Origin of the sequence: Pseudomonas asplenii (assembly GCF_001293465.1) — a bacterium.
Taxonomy (GTDB): domain Bacteria; phylum Pseudomonadota; class Gammaproteobacteria; order Pseudomonadales; family Pseudomonadaceae; genus Aquipseudomonas; species Aquipseudomonas fuscovaginae_B.
The window spans coordinates 28,106-46,101 of the sequence record NZ_JSYZ01000027.1 but is presented as its reverse complement, the minus strand read 5'-3'; the positions used below and the strand labels follow the sequence as shown (position 1 = coordinate 46,101).

Genomic DNA, 17,996 nt, shown 5'->3' with positions numbered 1-17,996 from the left:
TTTCATGAAAAATACTGACAAACAGATCATTACCGGCCAGTACGAGACCTATACCGACGGTGAGGGTCGCAAGATCATCGACTTGAGCGGCGGTTTCGGTTTCCAGGTACCTCAGGTGATCGAGGCCGTCAGCCGCCAGGCCGGCCTCATGGGGCTGTCCAATCGCGTGCTGATGTCCGAGCCGCTGATCGGCCTGTGCCGCACCCTGTCCGAGCTGTTGCCCGCGCCGCTGGTCAGCTCCTATGTCTGCAGTTCCGGGGACGAGGCGTTCGAAGGTGCGTTGAAACTGTGCAAGGGCCTCAAGCCCAAGGGCAACACCATCGTCTTCATCCAGGGCGGCGACTACGGCTCGTTGAGCTACGGGCGCTGCTTGAGCACATCGACGGACTATCAGGAAATCCAGCGTTTCCTCGGCTTCGAGCGGGTGGCGATCCAGCAGGTCGCCGACCTGGACAAGGTCGACTGGGCCGACTGCTTTGCGGTTTGCCATACCAGCACGGTGATCGACGAGGGCGGTCGCCTGCGGCTGATCGATCAGGCGCTGCTCGACCAGTTGTATGCCCGCGCCGCCAAGGCTTCGGCACCGGTGATCGCGGTCGATGTGCAGACCTGCCTGGGCAGCCTGGGCCAGCTGTTCGGCTTCCAGCGCTACCAGAACAGCCCGGACATCGTGGTGCTGGGCGGGGCGTTGGGCGGTGGGGCGATTCCCATCGGTACCTACACCTGTAGCGAAGAGATGGCCTACCAGGTCTATGGCCGCAGCAGCCCGGCGAAACACGGGAGCACCACTGCGGGCAATCCGATGGCCTGCCTGGCCGCGCTGACCGCGCTCGACTATGTGCGTCAGCATGACTGTGCCAGGCAGTGCCTGGACAACGGTCGGCTGCTGGCTCAGACGCTCGCTCCGCTGGGGGCGGTGGCCTACGGAGGCTGGGTCAGCCTGCCGCTGGCGGGCGATCTGAAACCGGCCCAATTGTGCCAGATCCTTTACGAACGCGGTGTCTACGTCACCGTGCCACGGGGCCGCGAACTGATTCTGCGGTGCCCGGTTACCGCGCGCCCCGAACCTGTCCAGCGTGCCGCCCAGATCATCAAGGAGACTCTCAGCCATGTCCTTAACTCTGCCGCATGAACAACTGCTGGACGATTGCCAGCGCCACTGGAGCGCCTCGGCAGCCAAGCTCTACCGCCTGGGCAAGACCAGCGTCGAGCAGCACACCGACGGTATCTACGTCACTGACCATGCCGGCAAGCGTTTCATCGACTGTGCCTGCAGTTATGGCGTGTTCATCGTCGGCCATCGCAACCCGCTGGTGCGCGAGCAGGTGCAGAACCAGCTGAACCGCATGGCCTGGGTCCCGGAAGGACGTGTGCACCCGCTGCAGCATGCCTTGTCCGAGCGCCTGCGGGATGTGGTACCGGGCGAATGGGGGGATGTCCAGTACATGGTTTCGGGCGCCGAGGCCATCGAACAGAGCCTGCGTTATGTGCTCAAGGTACAGAGCAACCGCCGCGGCATCGTGGTGATGGGCGACTCCTACCACGGCAAGACGCTGGCGGCGATGAGCATCCTTGGCCAGCAACAGCACCATCGCAGCTATGGCACCCATGCCCCACAGGTGACCTACGTGCCGTACGGCGACTTCGCCGCCCTGCAGAAAGCGGTGGGCGAGGGCGTGTGCGCGGTGTATGTCGAGCCGATTCTCGGGGGGGCGCACCTGCAGGTGCCGCCGGTGGGCTACATGGCCAACATCCGCGCCTTGTGCGATGCGACCGAGACCCTGCTGGTGGCCGACGAGATCCAGACCGGCTTCGGCCGTTGCGGCAAATGGTTCGCGGTGCAGTATGACGACGTGGTGCCGGACATCATGATCCTCTCCAAGGGCCTGACCGGTGGCTACACCTCGTTCGCCTGCGCCATGTACAGCCAGCGGCTGAGCCGGCAGTTCCCGCTGGCCGAGATCGAACCCGACCAGCGCACCAATGGCGGCCATCCGGTGGCCTGCGCCTCGGCGCTGGCGGCCATCGACTACATCGAGGAGCACGACCTGGTCGAGCAGTCGCGGATCAACGGCGGCCTGCTGCGCCATGGCCTGCAACGACTGGCCGAGCGCTATCCGGCTATCATCGAGGATGTCCCGGGGGTGGGCCTGATGACCGGCCTGCGTCTGCGCGGTTCGGTGTATGAGGCACTGATGAGCATGGAACTGGGCAAGCGCGGTATCCATGCCGGGCATTCGATGAATGAAAAGGCCCGGCGTCCGGTGCTGCGTTTCTACCCGCCACTGAACATCACGCCCGAGGCCCTGCGCCATGTGCTGACCATGACCGAGGAGGCGCTGGAAGCCATCGCCCGGCGGCCAAGGCTGGGGATCAAGGCGTTCTCCCTGGTGGTGCGCAACATGTATCAGATCCCCAACAAGCTGCTGCGCAGCAAGGCGGAGGGGTGAGCATGTTCAATCCGGATACCCTGACCCTGCGGGAAATGGCCGGTCTGCTGCGCCGCGGCGCGCTGACCAGCGTCGAGCTGCTGGAGTTCTATCTGCAACGCATCGCCGAGCGCAACCAGGCGATCAATGCCGTGATTCAGCTCGAGTCCCTCGACGAGTTGCTGCGCCAGGCCCGGGAAGCCGATGAACTGGCCAGCCGCGGCAGGTTTCTCGGCCCTCTGCACGGGGTACCGCTGACGATCAAGGATGTCTGCCACGTGCGCGGCTTCCGCATGTCGCGCGGCCTGGAGGAACTGCTCGGCGAGCCCAGCCGGCAGGACGCCACGGTGGTCGCGCGGCTGCGCGAAGCCGGTGCGATCATTCTCGGCATCACCAACGTGCCCGAGCTGTGCATGGCCTTCGAAACCGAGAACCTGTTGTACGGGCGCACGCTCAATCCCTACGATGCCCAGCGTTCCGCCGGTGGCAGCAGCGGCGGTGAGGCGGCGGCCATCGCCGCCGGTTGCTCACCGGCCGGGCTGGCCTCGGACGCCTGTGGCAGCGTGCGGATTCCGGCGCATTTCAACGGTATCTGCGGGCTCAAGCTGACCCAGGGGCGGGTGCCCCTGACCGGCCAGTTCCCCAACGACCGCTCCGGGCTGTTCCACCTGACCTCGGCGTTTGGCGTGATGGGCCGCTATGTCGACGACCTGGCGCTGCTCGGGCCGTTGATCAGCGGGGCCGACGGCCAGGATCCGGATACGGTCGATGTGCCGTTCGCCCAGAGCAAACCCCTGGGCGAGCTGCGGGTGGCACTGTCCTGGGAGTCCAGCCGGACCCGGGCCAGCGCCGCGGTGAAAGAGGCGCTGCAGCGCGTCGAGGCCTGCCTGCAAGGTGTGGTCGCCGACGTGAGTCCGGCGCTCCCTTCGATGCTCGACGAAGCCTGCGATATCCTCTGGCGGGTGTTCATCACCGGCGCGGACGCCGGCCGTGGCTGGCAGAAACTGTTCCAGGCCATGGGCAAGCAGGCCTATACCCCGGCCACGGCGGAACTGGTTCGGCGCAGTGAGCAGGTCGAGTTGAGCGTGGATGAGCTCAAGCGTGACTGGATCGCCATCGATACCTTCCGCTACCAGTTGGCGAAGTTTTTCGCCGAGCACGACCTGTTCATCTGTCCGGTGTACCCGGACGTCGCCTTCGCCCATGGCGAGTCGCTGGAAGACCGCGATCGCTACGCTTTCGTGTTCCCGTTCAGCCTGTCGGGTTCGCCGGCGGTGGTCATTCGCGCCGGCCATGATCCCGACACCGGCCTGCCGATCGGCATCCAGCTGGTGGGGCCGCACTGGCAGGAAGCGCGTCTGCTGGCGGTGGCGGCGCTCCTTGAGCGTCAACTGGAACGCTGGGCCCCGGTGGCGCCCCGGGGCACCGTCCTGCGCTGAGGTTTCTCAGGCCAGGACCGGCTTGGTGCTACGGCTGCCCAGCACCAGTGCGCCCATGCCGACACCCACCAGCACGGCACCGACGGCTTCCACCAGCGTCGGTTGCTGGCCCAGCCAGAACCAGTGGAACAGGGTCACGAACAGGGTATTGAGGTAGACATAGGAAATCACGGTCGACGGGGCGATCACCCCGATGGCCCGATGCAGCAGCCAGAAGGTCGCCAGGGTGCCAAACAGCGCCAGGTACACCAGCCAGAACAGATCCCGCCCCGTCAGCAGCGCACCGCTGCGCCAGCCACCGCTGAATACGCAGAACACCAACAGAAACAGCGAGCCGAAGAGCATGTTCCAGAAGGTCATCGCCACCGGGTCGCGTCCTTTGAGCACCTTGTTCTTGAAGCGCTGGCTCAGGGGCGAGTAGAGCGCCATCGCCAGGCAGCCGATGATGAAGACGATCACCGGGTAGGGGGCGGGCAACTCGCCCGGAGCGGCCCCCTTGAGAATCAGCAGCACGGCGCCCACCGCGGCGAGCGTCATCGGCAGCAGGCGCGCCCTGAGGCTGGCGCTGGGCAACAGAAAGGCCTCGAAGCCCAGGGTCATCAGCGGCACCAGGGTGTACAGCGTCGCGGTGTTGACCGCCGTGGTATAGCGCAACGCCTCGAACAGCGAACCGAAATACGCCGCCAGCAGCAGGCCCAGCACGGCGTGGGCCAGCAGGCCCCTGGCGGTCAGCGCAGACTTGTTGTTCAGAAGCAGCAGCGGCAGGAACAGCAGCGCGGAAAACAGCAGGCGCAACCCGGTCAGCAGGATCGGGTCAATCGATTGGCCGACTTCGGCGGCAGCGAAGAATGACGCAGCGATCAGCAGCGCCCAGATCAGCATGCCCCAATGTGCGGCAGCGAAACCGACTTGTTTCATGAGTTTCTCCAGGAATGAGGGTGAGTGGCCCGGGTGGGCGAATGCCCCGTGCCCGGTTTGAACAGGGACAGACGGGGCAGGGGGGTGTCGCAGCAGAAGAGGCGGTCCTTTCAAGCCATGCCGGGCGACCTGGCTTGAAAGGACCGTCGATGACTAGCGGATATGCTGGGCGTAATGCTTGGGGTTGAACCGCAGCACCATCAGGATCATCACGGCCATCACCGCGGCCAGCGACCACCAGGCCCATTCGAAGCTGCCCAACTGGTCGCGGATCACCCCGGCGATCAGCGGCGACAGGCCGGCGATCAGGTAGCCGATGCCCTGCACGAAGGCGGTCAGGCCACCGGCGCGGCGGGGGTCTTCCAGGTGATCGAGGGAGACGATCAGGCTCATCGGGAACAGGCCGCCGATACCCAGGCCCAGGAGGCAGGGCCAGAGCAGGGTGAAGTGTTGCGGGCTGAGGATCAGGCCACAGAAACCGGCGATGATCAGCCCCAGCAATACGGCCAGCACCAGGCGCCGGTCCTGGCTGCGGTTGGCCAGCGCCGGGGTGACCAGGCCGGACACCACTTCCATGGCGGTCAGCAGGCCCAGCAGCAGGCCGGCGCTCTGTTCGCTCCAGCCTTTCTCCACGTAGTAGGGGGCCAGCCAGGCCAGCACGCAGGTATAGGACGCCGTGCCGAGGCCGAAGAAAATCGCCAGCAGCCAGGCCCGCGAGTTACCGGCGAACGACTCCTGCCGGGTTTTGCCGGGCGCCTGTGGCAAGGCCGGTACCGCCGAGCGCTGGGCGTACCAGATGACCAGCGCCACCAGCGCCAGCAACGCCCAGATCGCCAGGCTGATGCGCCAACTGCCGGTCTGGGCCAGGACGAAGGGCGAGAACGAAGCCGCCACCGCCGCGCCGCCCATGATCGAGGTGACGTACACCCCCATGAACAGCGAGACGTTGTTGCTGAAGCGTGACTTGATCAGCGCCGGCATCACCGCCTGGATCAGGGCGATCCCGAGGCCGGCCAGCACCGCACTGAGGATCAGCTCGGTGGTGCTGTTCAGGTACAGCCGCGAAGCGGTGGCCAGGCCGATCACCAGCAGCGACACGACGATGGTGCGGTGTTCGCCGAAGCGCAGGGCCAGGCGCATGCCGAGAAACATCGCCAGGCCCATGGCCATGACTGGCAACATGGTCAGCAGGGCGGCAGCACTGAAGCTGAGTGGGATATCACCGCGAATCGCCGAGAGCAGCGGGCCGACAGCGGCCATCGAGGGCCGCAGATTGAGCGCGACCAGTACCACGCTGACCATCAGCCAGACGGCATGAGCGCTTGAAGCTCTAACGTTTTCCATGTGGGAGCCTTCCATGACAAAGCTCCAATTAGGCCACCGCTTGTCGACAGGGGCAATTTGAAAAACTAATGGGGGCGATTGAAAAATTAGGTGGATACCGGGTTGACGGTACCCACCGGCAGGCGCCTGGCAGGCGTTCGGCCCCGTCCTGCCTGGTCGTCATGACGGGTCGAGCGGTATGCGCCGCAGCCGGCCGGTCAGGGGCGCGTTGCCTTGGTCTGGCATGGGCAGCGAGCGCCCGGACAGTCCCATGCCCGCGCAGACGATCACCGCTCCCGGCACCGGGCACAGGTTGGAGGGGGTATCCAGCTGACGAGCGAGCACACTGACCGTGGCGGCTTGCAGGTTGCAGCTCAGCATGCCACGGGCGATGCCGAACACAACCAGCGGTCTGATGCCACAAGCGCGGGCCTGCGGGTAGCCGGCCCATGGGTACGGCCCGAGGGCAACAGGCCCCCGGGCTGTCGATTGGCCTCATGGCATTTGCGGCAGTTCTTCGGGGCGCAGGTCGAACACCAGCACTTCGGCATCCGCGCCATTGGCCAGGGTCAGCAGGCGTTCCTGACGAACCCGCACGCCGTCACCGGTCTGCAGCACCAGGCCGTTGAGCTCGACGCTGCCGCGGGCGACGTGGACATAGGCGTAACGGTTCTCGGCCAGTTCCAGGCTGGTGCTTTCCTTGCCATCGATCAGGCCGGCATAGACCCGCGCGTCCTGGCGGACCTTCAACGAGCCCTGGTCGCCATCGGGGGAGATGATCAGGGCCAGACGGCCACGCTTCTGTTCTTCGCTGAAATGCTGCTGCTGATAACGCGGGGTGGCGCCACTGACGTCGGGCACGATCCAGATCTGCAGGAAGTGCACCAGCTCGTCGTGGGAGTGGTTGAACTCACTGTGGGCCACGCCGGTACCGGCGCTCATCAGTTGCACGTCGCCGGGGCGGATCACCGAACCGGTGCCCAGGGTGTCCTTGTGTTCCAGGGCCCCTTCGAGCACATAGGAGAAAATCTCCATGTCCCGGTGCGGATGCTGGCCGAAGCCCTTGCCGGCCGCGACGCGGTCATCGTTGATCACCAGCAGGTCGGAAAAACCCTGCTCGTTGAGGTTGCGATAGTTGGCAAAGGAAAAGGTGTGGAACGACTTCAACCAGCCATGGTTGGCAATGCCGCGGTCGGAAGCTTTACGAAGCGTGAGCATGATGAATTCTCCTTGGGGGACGTGGATTCGTCCGAGTGAGGAGCAGCTTAATGTTTACTCATCAGTTCAATAAGTAGATGGAAATTGAAAGACCGTCTCTCTCCAGTTGACAGTCTGGGTCGCCCCTCCTGTATCCTTGCCATGCACCACAGTCGCGCCGGGTAGCCATCCCCCGGGTGATCGTGTGGGCGCTCCCCGTTGAAAGTGAAGTGATGTCCAAGCAATGAAAACCGTGGCTATGGTGCTGTTTCCTGACTTTCTGCTGCTCGACATGGCCGGGCCCATGGAGGTGTTCTCCATGGCCAACCGCTACCTCAAGCCCGCTGACCACTATCAGCTCCTGACCATTGGCAGCGAACCGGGAGCGTTGCGCGCCTCCAACGGCGTGCGCGTCCAGGCCGACCAGGGCCTCGACCAGCCGCCTTCGGCCTACGACCTGCTGCTGGTCCCGGGCGGTCCCGGTGGCTACAACCGGACCCATCCGCAATTGGTCGACTGGCTGCGGCAGGCGGCCGAAAAGGCCACCAGCTATGGTTCGGTTTGCACGGGGGCCTTTGTGCTGGGGCATGCCGGTCTGCTCGACGGCCACCGTGTCACCACCCACTGGAACTACACCGAGCGCCTGGTCAAGGCCTTTCCCGCGGCCATGGTCGAGACCGATCGGATCTACCTGCGCGATCGCAGGCTGCTGACCTCCGGTGGTGTCACCGCCGGTATCGACCTGGCGTTGGCGGTGGTGGCCGAGGACCACGGCAAGAAGGTCGCCCAGGACGTGGCGAAGGTTCTGCTGGTGGTGATGAAGCGTCATGGCGGGCAGGCGCAGTTCAGCCCGCTGACCGCGGCGGTCGCACCGCAGCAGACGCCGGTGACCCGGGTGCAGAACCATGTGCTCGAACACCTCGACGAAGCGTTCAGCATCCAGAGCATGGCTGCCCTGGTGAACATGAGCCCACGCCATTTCTCGCGAATGTTCCTGCGCGAGACGAACATGACGCCCATGGCGTTCGTCCAGAACGCCCGCATCGATTACGCCCGGAGCCTGCTGGAAAGCACCGACCTGCCGCTCAAGACCGTGGCCTACAAGAGCGGTTTCGGCAGCGTGCGACACATGCGTTTCCTGTTCGGTGAAAAACTCGGGCTGACCCCCATCCAGTACCGCGAGCAGTTCAGCTGAGGCACGTTTGTCCGCCTCGCGCACCGGGAAGTCCGTAACGCTCCCCCAGGGACGGTTGTTCCGTCACCCATGCCTGCCAAGATGGATGCGGATATTTCGCAAGGGAGGTGTGGGTCCGCTGGAACACTTCGCGCGTCGGCTCTGGCCACGTCGATGTCGGGGCCGGCTCGGGCCTGCGAGTATAGATGAACAGCCTCAGACAATGGGCGGGCGATGCGCTGCTGCGCTTTGGCCCCTATGCCTTTCACCTGCGCCAGCGACTGGTCCTGGAAGGCGAGCGACCGCTGCGCATGGGTGGCCGTGCGCTGGATATTCTGCAGGTGCTGCTCGAACAGGCGGGTAGTGTGGTCAGCAAGGACGAACTGATCGCCCGTGTCTGGCCGACCTCGGTGGTCGAGGAAATCAACCTGCGTGTGCACATTGCCGCCTTGCGCCGGGCCCTGGGTGACGGCGAGGGTGGTCAGCGCTACATCATCAACGTTCCGCAGCGCGGCTACAGCTTCATTGCCTCGGTGCAGCGCGAACAGGCGGCGTTGCCGGTCCTGCTGGAAACCGCACTCAGGCCCCAGCACAATCTGCCGGCCCGGCTGACGCCGGTGACCGGACGCGATTCGCTGGTCGGCAGCCTGGTGCGTCAGTTGCCGGTGCGGCGCTTCATGACCCTGACCGGACCGGCCGGTGTCGGCAAGAGCACCACCGCGCTGCGGGTCGCCGAACTGCTGTTGCAGCACTACCGCGATGGTGTGTGGATGATCGACCTGGCCACGCTCGAGGATCCGGCGCAGGTGGTCGGGCAACTGGCGCGCAGCCTGGAACTGGACAACGACCTGAACGGCCTGGCCGAACGGCATACCCTGGTGGTGCTGGACAACTGCGATCAGTTGCGTGACGACTGCCGGGCCCTGACCGGGCAGTTGCTGGCGGCGGCACCGCGGCTGTCGCTGCTGGTCACCAGCCGCGAGCCGCTGGCGGCCTGCGATGAATACGTACAGCGCCTGCCCCCCCTGGCGGTGCCACCGGCGTCGGCACTGCACAGCGTCGAGCAAGCCATGGGCTACTCGGCGGTGCAATTGTTCGTCAGTCGGGCCCGGGCTTGCCAGCAGGGCTTTTGTCTGCGCGAGCGGGATCTGCTCGCGGTCCGCGATATCTGTCGTCGGCTCGACGGTCTGCCGCTGGCGATCGAGCTGGCGGCAACGCAGATCGGCGCATTGGCGCTGGTGGGCCTGCAGGCCCAGCTCGACAACTGTTTCCAACTGCTGACCCAGGGCCGCCGAACCGCCGAGCCGCGCCACCGGACGCTCAAGGCGGCGCTTGACTGGAGCTACGAGCGCCTGGCACCGCCGGAACGCATCCTGTTGCAGCGCCTGGCGGTCTTCAAGATGGGCTTCACCGTGGAGGCGGCCATCGCGGTCGTTGGCTTTGAACCGCTGGAACCGGCGCAACTGCCGCCATTGCTGGCCAGCCTGACCGACAAATCGCTGCTGGGAGTGGAGCAGGGCAGCGGTGCGCCGCGTTACCGCCTGCTCAACACCACCCGCACCTATGCGCTGGAGCAGTTGCAGCGTAGCGGGCACCAGCGCCTGGTGGAGCAGCGCCATGTCGAGTATCTGGGGTGGGCGCAGCGGGTCTCAGGCTGACCGGCGTGGCTCCAACTGATCGAGCAGTTGCACAGCCACGAGCAGGTCGGGTGTCTCGCCGCCTTCGCTGAACCGCCGATGGACCGCCGCCAGCAGTTCGTGGGCCGGGCAATAGCGACCCTGCTGCTGCCATAGCCGTGCCAGCGAGGTGGCACTGCGCAGTTCCCAGGCCAGGGCACCTTGCGCCCGGGCTATGTCGATGGCCTTGAGCAGCATGGCTTCGGCGGCTTCCAGGTGATGCTGTGCCAGCAGCTTTTCGGCCTGGGCGCGCAGGATCTCCGCGCAGCTCCAGCCGGCCGCACCGCTTTCGGCGCGTTCGAGCAACGCGTCGTCGACCAGGCGGCGGTCGAGGGTCACCAGGATCTCCTTCACCAGGCCGCTGCTGGCCGGGATCAGGGTGACCGGTGTTTGCTTGTCGATCACCTGGGCGTAATGCCGGCCCCAGTTCTGGAACAGCGCGACCGAGTGCTTCTGCGCCTGGCCCAGCAGCGTCTGCAGCAGTTCCCGGGCGGTTTCGGTGTCGCCGTTGCAGTAGGCGATCGGGCAGCCGGCCAGCGCCAGGGTGTAGCAGATCGAGGTGCCATGATTGACCTGCAGGGCGAGGTCCAGTGCCTGCCGGGCGGTGCGCCAGGCCTGCTGAGGCAGGCCCTGCAGCCAGAGGATGCGTGCCAGGACGGTCAGGGCGGCGACGCCCTGGTCGTACTGCACGCCAAAGTCGCGGGTGAAACGGTTGACGTGATCGCTGTGGGCCAGGCGCTGCAGTACCTGTTCGGCGAGCTCCCGGGCCAGGTGCTGGTCGCCGGAATAGTGCAGCGCCAGCACCCGCAGGCGCTGGGTGCCGAGCGACAGCGGGGTATCGCCCAGCGCCAACTGGTCGAACTGCCGGCTCAGTTCCAGGGCCAGCCGGTAGTTGCCGTTGCTGAGGTTGGCGGTCATGTGCCCGGACACCGCCTTGAGCTGGCCGCCGAGTTCGCCATGGTATTCGGCCAGGGCCTGGGCGCTGCTGAAGGTGTCGATGGTTTCGCTGCTGCCGCCCTGGCTGTGGTAGCAGGCGTTGCCCAGGGCCAGCTTGAGCGCGATGGTCAGGCGTGGGCAGGGATCGGCCGTCCTTTCGAGCAGCTTGAGCGCCTTGCGCACATGGTCGCCGTGTTCCTTGGGCAATGACAGCTCCTGCCACAGGGGCGCCGAGGCGGCCGCCAGGCGGATTGCCAGGCTTTGCGGGCCCTGGGGCCCCAGCCCCCAGTCCAGCGCCGCGCGCAAGTCTTCCAGGCCGCGGGCGTAGCGCTCCAGCCAGCGTTCGGTAGCGGTGTGTTCCCACTCGACCTGGGCCTGTTCCATCAGGGCCAGGCAGCGTTCGGCGTGGCGCCTGCGGGTTCCCGGCAACTCGCAGGCCAGGTCGAGTTTTTCCAGGGCGTAGTGGCGGGTGGTGTCGAGCAGCCGGTAGAACACCTCTTCGTCACCCACCTCGACGTTCAGCAGCGACTTGGCCACCAGTTGCGTGATCGAGGCGAACACCTCACCGGCTTCGACGTTCGCGCCCCTGATCACCGCGGTGGCCGAATCCAGGGTGAAGCTGCCGCGGAACACCCCCAGCCGACGCAGGCAGGTCTGCTCGTTGGCGGTCAGCAGTTGGTAACTCCAGTCCAGGGTGGCGCGCAGGGTCTGGTGGCGGCCCAATGGCGTCTGGCCGCCTTGGGCCAGCAGGCGAAAGCTGTCCTGCAACTGCGTGAGCAGGCCGTCCAGGCCGAGGTCGTCGACCTGGGCGGCGGCCAGTTCGATGGCCAGTGGAATGCCGTCCAGGCGGCGGCAGATCTCGATGGCCTGGGGCAGTTGCTCCCGGGTCAGTTCGAAGCTGTCCTGGCTGGCCATGGCCCGCTCGACGAACAACTGCAGGGCGGGGAAATCCAGGGCCCGGGCGTGGTCCTGGGCGGCTGCCGGCGGCGGGCAGTCGAGCGAGTCCAGACGCTGCACGAACTCGCCTTCGGCTCGCAGGCTCTCGCGGCTGGTGGCCAGGATATGCACCTGCGGGGCGCCCCGCAGCAGGCTTTCGCACAGCGGCGCGACGGCGTCGAGCAGGTGTTCGCAGTTGTCGATCACCAGCAGCATCTGCCGTTCGCGCAGGCAGGCGACGATGCTGGCGGTGGGGTCCGTCTCCTGCACGGGAATTTCCAGCAGCGTCGCCAGATGCGTGGCGGCCAGCGCCGGATTGTCGAGCGGGGCCAGGTCGAGCAGGCGAATGCCGTCCCGATAGCGGCCGATCAGTTGCTCGGCGACGCTCAGCGCCACGGTGGTCTTGCCGATGCCGCCGGGGCCGACCAGGGTGATGAAGCGCTGGTACGAGAAGTGCCGGAGCATGGCGGCGAGCAGCGCCTGGCGACCGATCATGCGGGTCCGGCGTATCGGCAGGTTGTGGCTGGCCGGCGCGGCGCCTTGCGGCTGTTGTTCGAGCAGGCCCCGCTGGCAGGGGGCGACGAAGCTGTAGCCGCGCTGGGCCACGGTGACGATGTAGCGCTGCCCGGCCTGGCCGTCGCCCAATGCCTTGCGCAGCGCGGCGATGTGCACCCGCAGGTTGATGTCCTCGACCACGCTGTCGGGCCAGACCCGGGCCATCAGCTCCTGCTTGCTGACCAACTGCCCGGCGTGCTCGAGCAGGATCAACAGGATGTCCATGGCCCGCCGCCCCAGTCGCAGAGGGCGGTCGCCCTCCAGAATCAGGCGTTGTCCGGGATAGGTTCGATAGGGGCCGAAACGCACGGCCTGCTCGAGTGAAAGGGTCAACGGGTCACTCCTGCTCGCTTTTTCTTCTGATCGTCCTCCGTGGTTCGTCGACGGAGGCGGCGGATGATCCGGGGCGCACGCAAGGCCCTGTCCATCACGCAATATCCGTGCATATTCCTCAGGTTTTGGCGGTTGTGCAATGTAGTGGCAGGTTGCCCCTGGCCGCCGGGGCAACTGCCATCCGTTTCACGACGGATGACCGGCAGGGTGTGGCGGCGAGGGGCAGGGCGGTGGAGCTCGGGATTACCGGGCGCAAGGCTTCTCGACATAGCACAGGTGGCGCTCACCCCGTCGGGCAGGCCTGTCGGCCAACTGTTGGCAGCGCCAGGCGAACGGGTTGATCCCCTCACTTCGCGTGAAGATGTGGCAGAAGTACGCCTGGTCGCAGAACCCGCAGTCCAGGCTGATCTGCGTCAGGCTCAGGTCGGTCTCGCGGATCAGGTGCTTGGCCCGCTCGATCCGCTGCTGGCGAATCCAGTCCTGGGGCGAGAGTCCGGTGCTGCACTTGAAGGCCCGGGAGAAATGGCTGCGCGACAACGAGCAGGCGCGGGCCAGCTCGCTGATCTCCAGGGTTTCGCTCAGGCGCTCGAGGATCAGTTGCTTGACCAGGTTTTCCCGCCAGGGCGACAGGCCGCCGGTGGTGGAATTGCGGGTTTCGCTGGCACAGGGCGCAGCGGCGATGTGCTGTGTTTGAACCATGGCCAAAGTCCGTGTCGAGGTGAGGGGCGCTGGCGCACAGCACGTCGAGTCAGCACCGTCCCACGGGAAATACAGGTAGGGGTTGAGGTCACCATTGTTGGACGAGGGCCGTTAAGGGGCGAGTTAAACGTTGTTAATTCCGTGTCCGGCCAGGGTGTGGCGCAAGGCTGGCAACTGAGCACATGCTTTCAAGTATAGAAGGTGGGCGCCGATGGATACTGGAGGATCGCCCCCGGCTGACCGATGAGGAGACTGTGCCGATGAACCGAAACGACCTGCGCCGCGTCGACATGAACCTGCTGGTGATTTTCGAAGCCCTGATGTTTGAAAAGAACCTGACCCGGGTCGCGGAAAAGCTCTTCATGGGCCAGCCGGCCGTGAGCGCGGCCCTGGGCCGCCTGCGCGACCTGTTCGACGACCCGCTGCTGTTGCGCAACGGCCGCGGCATGGAGCCGACGGCACGGGCCCTGGCGATTCTCAAGGAACTGCAGCCGGCCATGGACACCATCTCCGGCGCGGTCAGCCGGGCCAAGGATTTCGATCCGGCGACCAGTCGCGACGTGTTTCGCATCGGCCTGTCCGATGATGCCGAGTTCGGCCTGTTCCCGCCGTTGCTGAGCCAGTTGCGCGAGGAGGCGCCGGGGATCATCGTCGTGGTGCGCCGGGCCAACTACCTGCTGATGCCGTCGCTGCTGGCCTCCGGGGAGATCTCCGTCGGCGTGAGCTACACCACCGACCTGCCGGCCAACGCCAAGCGCAAGATGCTGCGCGACATTCCCTGCAAGGTGCTGCGTGGCGACGACCGCCCGGGCCCGCTGACCCTGGACGAGTACTGCGAGCGGCCCCATGCGATGGTGTCGTTCTCCGGCGACCTGAGCGGCAACATCGACCTTGATCTGGCGAAGATCGGCCGCACCCGCCGGGTGGTACTGGGCGTACCGCAGTTCAGCGGGTTGCGGGCGTTGCTGGCGGGGACCGAGATGATCGCCACCGTGCCCGACTATGCCGCCTGCGCCCTGGTCGAAGGTTGCGCCCTGCGCGCCGAGGACCCACCGTTCGAGATCGATGCGGCGCAACTGTCGATGGCCTGGAGCGGCGTACATGACAACGACCCGGCCGAACGCTGGCTGCGTTCGCGGATTGCGCAGTTCATGTCCGCGCCACTGAACATCCCCGCGCCCTAGAGGGCCTTCGCCGATGAGTCCCCCACAAGGCCAGCGCCGCTCTCAAGGCATGCGCTGCGTGGCAGTCGGATTCATCCGCGAAGAGGCCATCGAGCCTTGCCCGGGCTCTCGACGGCCGCCATGACAGCCTGAACACCGCTTCTCTGGAAAGAGAGCACGTACATTCAATTTTTCCGCAGCCCGCCCCCGCACTATCGGTAAACAGTCCGGCGTCCCGACGCCGGTGGTTTCTCTTGGTGATGGGTGGATCATGAACGCTTCGTGCTGGAATGAACGGGCGCAGGCCCTCGGCTTGCTATTCATGCGCGTCAGCGCCGCGGTGTTTCTGCTCTGGGTCCATGGCCTGCCGAAACTGCTGCACTACAGCGCCGAGCTGCAGAACATCGAAGACCCTTTCCACTTGGGCGCGAACCTGACCCTGCTGCTGGCGATCTTCGCCGAAGTGTTCTGCCCGCTGCTGATCATCGCCGGCGTACTGGTACGCCTGGCCTGCTTGCCTATTCTCTGTGTATTGCTGGTGGCACTGGTGTTCGTGCACCCGGAGTGGACCCTCGCCGAAGGCCAGTTCGCCTGGCTGCTGCTGATCCTCTTCACCAGCCTTTTCATCGCCGGTCCCGGACGACTGGCGCTCAACGATCGTTTCGCCGGGATCTGGCGCATTGCCTGAGCCGCTGGCGAGCCTTTTCCATTTCTACCCTGACGAAGGAGACGCGATGAACGCCGATCTGATTCTGTTCAATGGTCAATTCCATACCGTTGACCGTGAAAAACCCCGGGCCAGCGCCGTGGCCATCCGTGAAGGCCGCTTCGTGGCGGTCGGCACCGATGCCGAGGCCATGGCCTTTCGGGGTGCGGGCACCCAGCTCATCGACCTCAAGGGGCGTTGCGTGATTCCGGGTCTGAACGACTCGCACCTGCACCTGATCCGTGGCGGCCTGAACTACAACCTCGAACTGCGCTGGGAAGGCGTGCCCTCGCTGGCCGATGCCCTGCGCATGCTCAAGGACCAGGCCGACCGCACGCCGACGCCACAGTGGGTGCGCGTGGTCGGCGGCTGGAACGAATTCCAGTTCGCCGAAAAACGCATGCCGACCCTGGATGAGCTCAACCAGGCCGCGCCTGACACTCCGGTGTTCGTACTGCACCTGTACGACCGTGCCTTGCTCAACCGCGCCGCCCTGCGCGTGGCCGGCTATACCCGTGACACGCCGAACCCGCCGGGTGGCGAGATCGTGCGTGACAGCAACGGCGAGCCGACCGGCATGCTGGTGGCCCGGCCGAACGCGATGATTCTCTACTCGACCCTGGCCAAGGGGCCCAAGCTGCCGCTGGAATACCAGGTCAACTCGACCCGCCAGTTCATGCGTGAGCTCAACCGCCTGGGCCTGACCAGCGCCATCGACGCCGGCGGTGGCTTCCAGAACTACCCCGATGACTACCAGGTGATCGAGCAGTTGGCCAAGGACGGGCAACTGACCGTGCGCATCGCCTACAACCTGTTCACCCAGAAACCCAAGGAAGAACTGGCCGACTTCAAGAACTGGACCGGCAGCGTCAAGCTGCACCAGGGCGACGACTTCCTGCGGCACAACGGGGCCGGCGAGATGCTGGTGTTCTCCGCCGCCGACTTCGAGGACTTCCTCGAGCCGCGTCCGGACCTGCCGGCCAGCATGGAGGCCGACCTGGAACCGGTGGTTCGCCACCTGGTCGAGCATCGCTGGCCGTTCCGCCTGCACGCCACCTACAACGAATCCATCAGCCGCATGCTCGACGTGTTCGAGAAGGTCAACCGCGACATTCCGTTCAACGGCCTGCCCTGGTTCTTCGACCATGCCGAAACCATCACCCCGCAGAACATCGAGCGGGTGCGGGCGCTGGGCGGCGGTATCGCGATCCAGGACCGCATGGCGTTCCAGGGTGAGTACTTCGTCGATCGCTACGGTGCCAAGGCCGCCGAAGCCACGCCACCGATCAAGCGCATGCTGGCCGAAGGCGTGCCGGTCGGTGCCGGTACCGATGCCACCCGTGTCTCCAGCTACAACCCGTGGACCTCGCTGTACTGGCTGGTCAGCGGTCGCACCGTGGGCGGCCTGTCGCTCTATGAGGAAGGCCTGTCCCGGGCCACCGCCCTGGAACTGTTCACCCACGGCAGCGCCTGGTTCTCCTCCGAACAGGGCAAGAAAGGCCAGATCAAGGTCGGGCAACTGGCCGACCTGGCGGCCTTGAGCGCCGACTTCTTCAGCGTCGAGGAAGAAGCCATCAAGTGGATCGAGTCGGTGCTGACCGTGGTCGGCGGCAAGGTGGTATACGCCGCCGACGACTTCGAGAAGCTCGGCCCGGGCAGCCTGCCGGTGCTGCCGGACTGGTCGCCGGTGGCCAAGGTGCCGGGGCACTGGCGTCCGAATGCGCCGATGCAGGCGCAGGTCCACCTGTGCAGCGGCCCTTGCGCCGTGCACGCCCACAGTCATGAGCGGGCCCGTCAGTCGAACGTGCCGGTCAGCGACTTCCAGGGCTTCTGGGGCGCCTTCGGCTGTTCCTGCTTCGCCTTCTGATTTCCCACCCTACGGCGCCGGTCGATCCGACCGGCGCCCCTTCACCTCGCTGTCTAATAGATGGAGCCTCGAAATGAGCAACGTTCCCTACAAACGCCTGGACAAGAATGACGCGGTGGTTCTGCTGGTCGACCACCAGACCGGCCTGATCTCGCTGGTGCAGGACTTCTCGCCGAACGAGTTCAAGAACAACGTGCTGGCCCTGGCCGACTGCGCCAAGTTCTTCAACCTGCCCACCATCCTGACCACCAGCTTTGAACAGGGTCCCAACGGCCCGCTGGTGCCGGAACTGAAAGAAATGTTCCCGGATGCGCCGTACATTGCCCGTCCAGGCCAGATCAACGCCTGGGACAACGAAGACTTCGTCAAGGCGATCAAGGCCACCGGCCGCAAGCAACTGATCATCGCTGGCGTGGTGACCGACGTTTGCGTGGCGTTCCCGACCCTGTCGGCCTTGGCTGAAGGCTTCGACGTGTTTGTGGTGACCGATGCTTCCGGTACCTTCAACGACACCGTACAGCAGGCTGCCTGGAACCGCATGACCCAGGCCGGCGCGCAGATGATGAACTGGTTCGCGGTGGCCTGTGAGCTGCACCGTGACTGGCGCAACGACATCGAAGGCCTGGGCAACCTGCTGTCGCAGCG

At 65.7% G+C, this 17,996-nt stretch carries 15 protein-coding genes; 9 read left to right on the top strand and 6 right to left on the bottom strand.

Going from position 1 to position 17,996, the window contains the following annotated elements; translation table 11 throughout:
* The first annotated feature begins 4 nt into the window (after nucleotides 1–4).
* The 3 genes from PF66_RS28680 to PF66_RS28670 are packed head-to-tail and all read left to right on the top strand — an operon-like array spanning nucleotide 5 to nucleotide 3,868.
* Complete coding sequence (locus tag PF66_RS28680) at nucleotides 5–1,132, top strand: aminotransferase class III-fold pyridoxal phosphate-dependent enzyme (protein WP_054059299.1); 1,128 nt, start codon at nucleotides 5–7, stop codon at nucleotides 1,130–1,132.
* Entirely contained in the window at nucleotides 1,110–2,450 is a 1,341-nt protein-coding gene (locus tag PF66_RS28675; protein WP_054059271.1) for an aspartate aminotransferase family protein, read from the top strand. The genes PF66_RS28680 and PF66_RS28675 overlap by 23 nt, the downstream gene beginning before the upstream one ends.
* 2 nt (nucleotides 2,451–2,452) lie before the next feature.
* Nucleotides 2,453–3,868 (top strand): amidase, encoded by a 1,416-nt coding sequence (locus tag PF66_RS28670; RefSeq protein ID WP_054059272.1) that lies wholly within the window; start codon nucleotides 2,453–2,455, stop codon nucleotides 3,866–3,868.
* Between the two features lie 6 nt (nucleotides 3,869–3,874).
* Here the strand turns inward: PF66_RS28670 and PF66_RS28665 are convergent, their stop codons facing one another.
* From PF66_RS28665 to PF66_RS28650, 4 genes are all read right to left on the bottom strand, one after another.
* Nucleotides 3,875–4,786: a DMT family transporter gene (locus PF66_RS28665; protein ID WP_054059273.1), complete on the bottom strand. Its 912-nt coding sequence runs from the start codon at nucleotides 4,784–4,786 to the stop codon at nucleotides 3,875–3,877.
* Nucleotides 4,787–4,939: 153 nt separating this feature from the next.
* Entirely contained in the window at nucleotides 4,940–6,130 is a 1,191-nt protein-coding gene (locus PF66_RS28660; protein WP_054059274.1) for a cyanate transporter, read from the bottom strand.
* 159 nt (nucleotides 6,131–6,289) lie between these two features.
* Nucleotides 6,290–6,490: a hypothetical protein gene (locus PF66_RS28655; protein WP_152973102.1), complete on the bottom strand. Its 201-nt coding sequence runs from the start codon at nucleotides 6,488–6,490 to the stop codon at nucleotides 6,290–6,292.
* 114 nt (nucleotides 6,491–6,604) lie between these two features.
* Nucleotides 6,605–7,327, bottom strand: a complete 723-nt coding sequence (locus PF66_RS28650; protein ID WP_054064537.1) for a pirin family protein — start codon at nucleotides 7,325–7,327, stop codon at nucleotides 6,605–6,607.
* Between the two features lie 223 nt (nucleotides 7,328–7,550).
* Between PF66_RS28650 and PF66_RS28645 the strand changes: the two genes are divergently transcribed.
* Nucleotides 7,551–8,501, top strand: a complete 951-nt coding sequence (locus PF66_RS28645; protein ID WP_054059277.1) for a GlxA family transcriptional regulator — start codon at nucleotides 7,551–7,553, stop codon at nucleotides 8,499–8,501.
* Nucleotides 8,502–8,686: 185 nt separating this feature from the next.
* On the top strand, nucleotides 8,687–10,138 hold the full coding sequence (locus PF66_RS28640; RefSeq protein WP_054059278.1) for an ATP-binding protein: 1,452 nt from the start codon (nucleotides 8,687–8,689) through the stop codon (nucleotides 10,136–10,138).
* Here the strand turns inward: PF66_RS28640 and PF66_RS28635 are convergent.
* Nucleotides 10,130–12,916 carry an ATP-binding protein gene (locus PF66_RS28635; RefSeq protein WP_054064536.1) on the bottom strand — a complete coding sequence of 929 codons (2,787 nt, stop codon included), beginning with the start codon at nucleotides 12,914–12,916 and terminating at the stop codon, nucleotides 10,130–10,132. The two genes, PF66_RS28640 and PF66_RS28635, sit on opposite strands and share 9 nt — an antisense overlap.
* Before the next feature lie 243 nt (nucleotides 12,917–13,159).
* Nucleotides 13,160–13,615 carry a helix-turn-helix domain-containing protein gene (locus PF66_RS28630; protein WP_054059280.1) on the bottom strand — a complete coding sequence of 152 codons (456 nt, stop codon included), beginning with the start codon at nucleotides 13,613–13,615 and terminating at the stop codon, nucleotides 13,160–13,162.
* Nucleotides 13,616–13,875: 260 nt separating this feature from the next.
* Here PF66_RS28630 and PF66_RS28625 point away from each other — a divergent pair, with 260 nt between their 5' ends.
* The 4 genes from PF66_RS28625 to ycaC all read left to right on the top strand — a co-directional run.
* Nucleotides 13,876–14,799 (top strand): LysR substrate-binding domain-containing protein, encoded by a 924-nt coding sequence (locus PF66_RS28625; protein WP_054059281.1) that lies wholly within the window; start codon nucleotides 13,876–13,878, stop codon nucleotides 14,797–14,799.
* A 250-nt stretch (nucleotides 14,800–15,049) separates the two neighbouring features.
* Nucleotides 15,050–15,466, top strand: coding sequence for a DoxX family protein (locus tag PF66_RS28620; protein WP_054059282.1), 417 nt, complete (start codon nucleotides 15,050–15,052; stop codon nucleotides 15,464–15,466).
* A 46-nt stretch (nucleotides 15,467–15,512) separates the two neighbouring features.
* Nucleotides 15,513–17,351: an amidohydrolase gene (locus PF66_RS28615; RefSeq protein ID WP_054059283.1), complete on the top strand. Its 1,839-nt coding sequence runs from the start codon at nucleotides 15,513–15,515 to the stop codon at nucleotides 17,349–17,351.
* A gap of 73 nt (nucleotides 17,352–17,424) precedes the next feature.
* A partial coding sequence (gene ycaC / locus PF66_RS28610; protein ID WP_054064557.1) for an isochorismate family cysteine hydrolase YcaC occupies nucleotides 17,425–17,996 on the top strand: 572 nt, incomplete at its 3' end.

Excerpts from the sequence above, each read along its gene's own strand:
- PF66_RS28680 (WP_054059299.1), top strand. The coding sequence starts at position 5 with ATGAAAAATACTGACAAACAGATCATTACCGGCCAGTACGAGACCTAT.
- PF66_RS28675 (WP_054059271.1), top strand. The coding sequence starts at position 1,110 with ATGTCCTTAACTCTGCCGCATGAACAACTGCTGGACGATTGCCAGCGC.
- PF66_RS28670 (WP_054059272.1), top strand. The coding sequence starts at position 2,453 with ATGTTCAATCCGGATACCCTGACCCTGCGGGAAATGGCCGGTCTGCTG.
- PF66_RS28665 (WP_054059273.1), bottom strand. The coding sequence starts at position 4,786 with ATGAAACAAGTCGGTTTCGCTGCCGCACATTGGGGCATGCTGATCTGG.
- PF66_RS28660 (WP_054059274.1), bottom strand. The coding sequence starts at position 6,130 with ATGGAAAACGTTAGAGCTTCAAGCGCTCATGCCGTCTGGCTGATGGTC.
- PF66_RS28655 (WP_152973102.1), bottom strand. The coding sequence starts at position 6,490 with ATGCTGAGCTGCAACCTGCAAGCCGCCACGGTCAGTGTGCTCGCTCGT.
- PF66_RS28650 (WP_054064537.1), bottom strand. The coding sequence starts at position 7,327 with ATGCTCACGCTTCGTAAAGCTTCCGACCGCGGCATTGCCAACCATGGC.
- PF66_RS28645 (WP_054059277.1), top strand. The coding sequence starts at position 7,551 with ATGAAAACCGTGGCTATGGTGCTGTTTCCTGACTTTCTGCTGCTCGAC.
- PF66_RS28640 (WP_054059278.1), top strand. The coding sequence starts at position 8,687 with ATGAACAGCCTCAGACAATGGGCGGGCGATGCGCTGCTGCGCTTTGGC.
- PF66_RS28630 (WP_054059280.1), bottom strand. The coding sequence starts at position 13,615 with ATGGTTCAAACACAGCACATCGCCGCTGCGCCCTGTGCCAGCGAAACC.
- PF66_RS28625 (WP_054059281.1), top strand. The coding sequence starts at position 13,876 with ATGAACCGAAACGACCTGCGCCGCGTCGACATGAACCTGCTGGTGATT.
- PF66_RS28620 (WP_054059282.1), top strand. The coding sequence starts at position 15,050 with ATGAACGCTTCGTGCTGGAATGAACGGGCGCAGGCCCTCGGCTTGCTA.
- PF66_RS28615 (WP_054059283.1), top strand. The coding sequence starts at position 15,513 with ATGAACGCCGATCTGATTCTGTTCAATGGTCAATTCCATACCGTTGAC.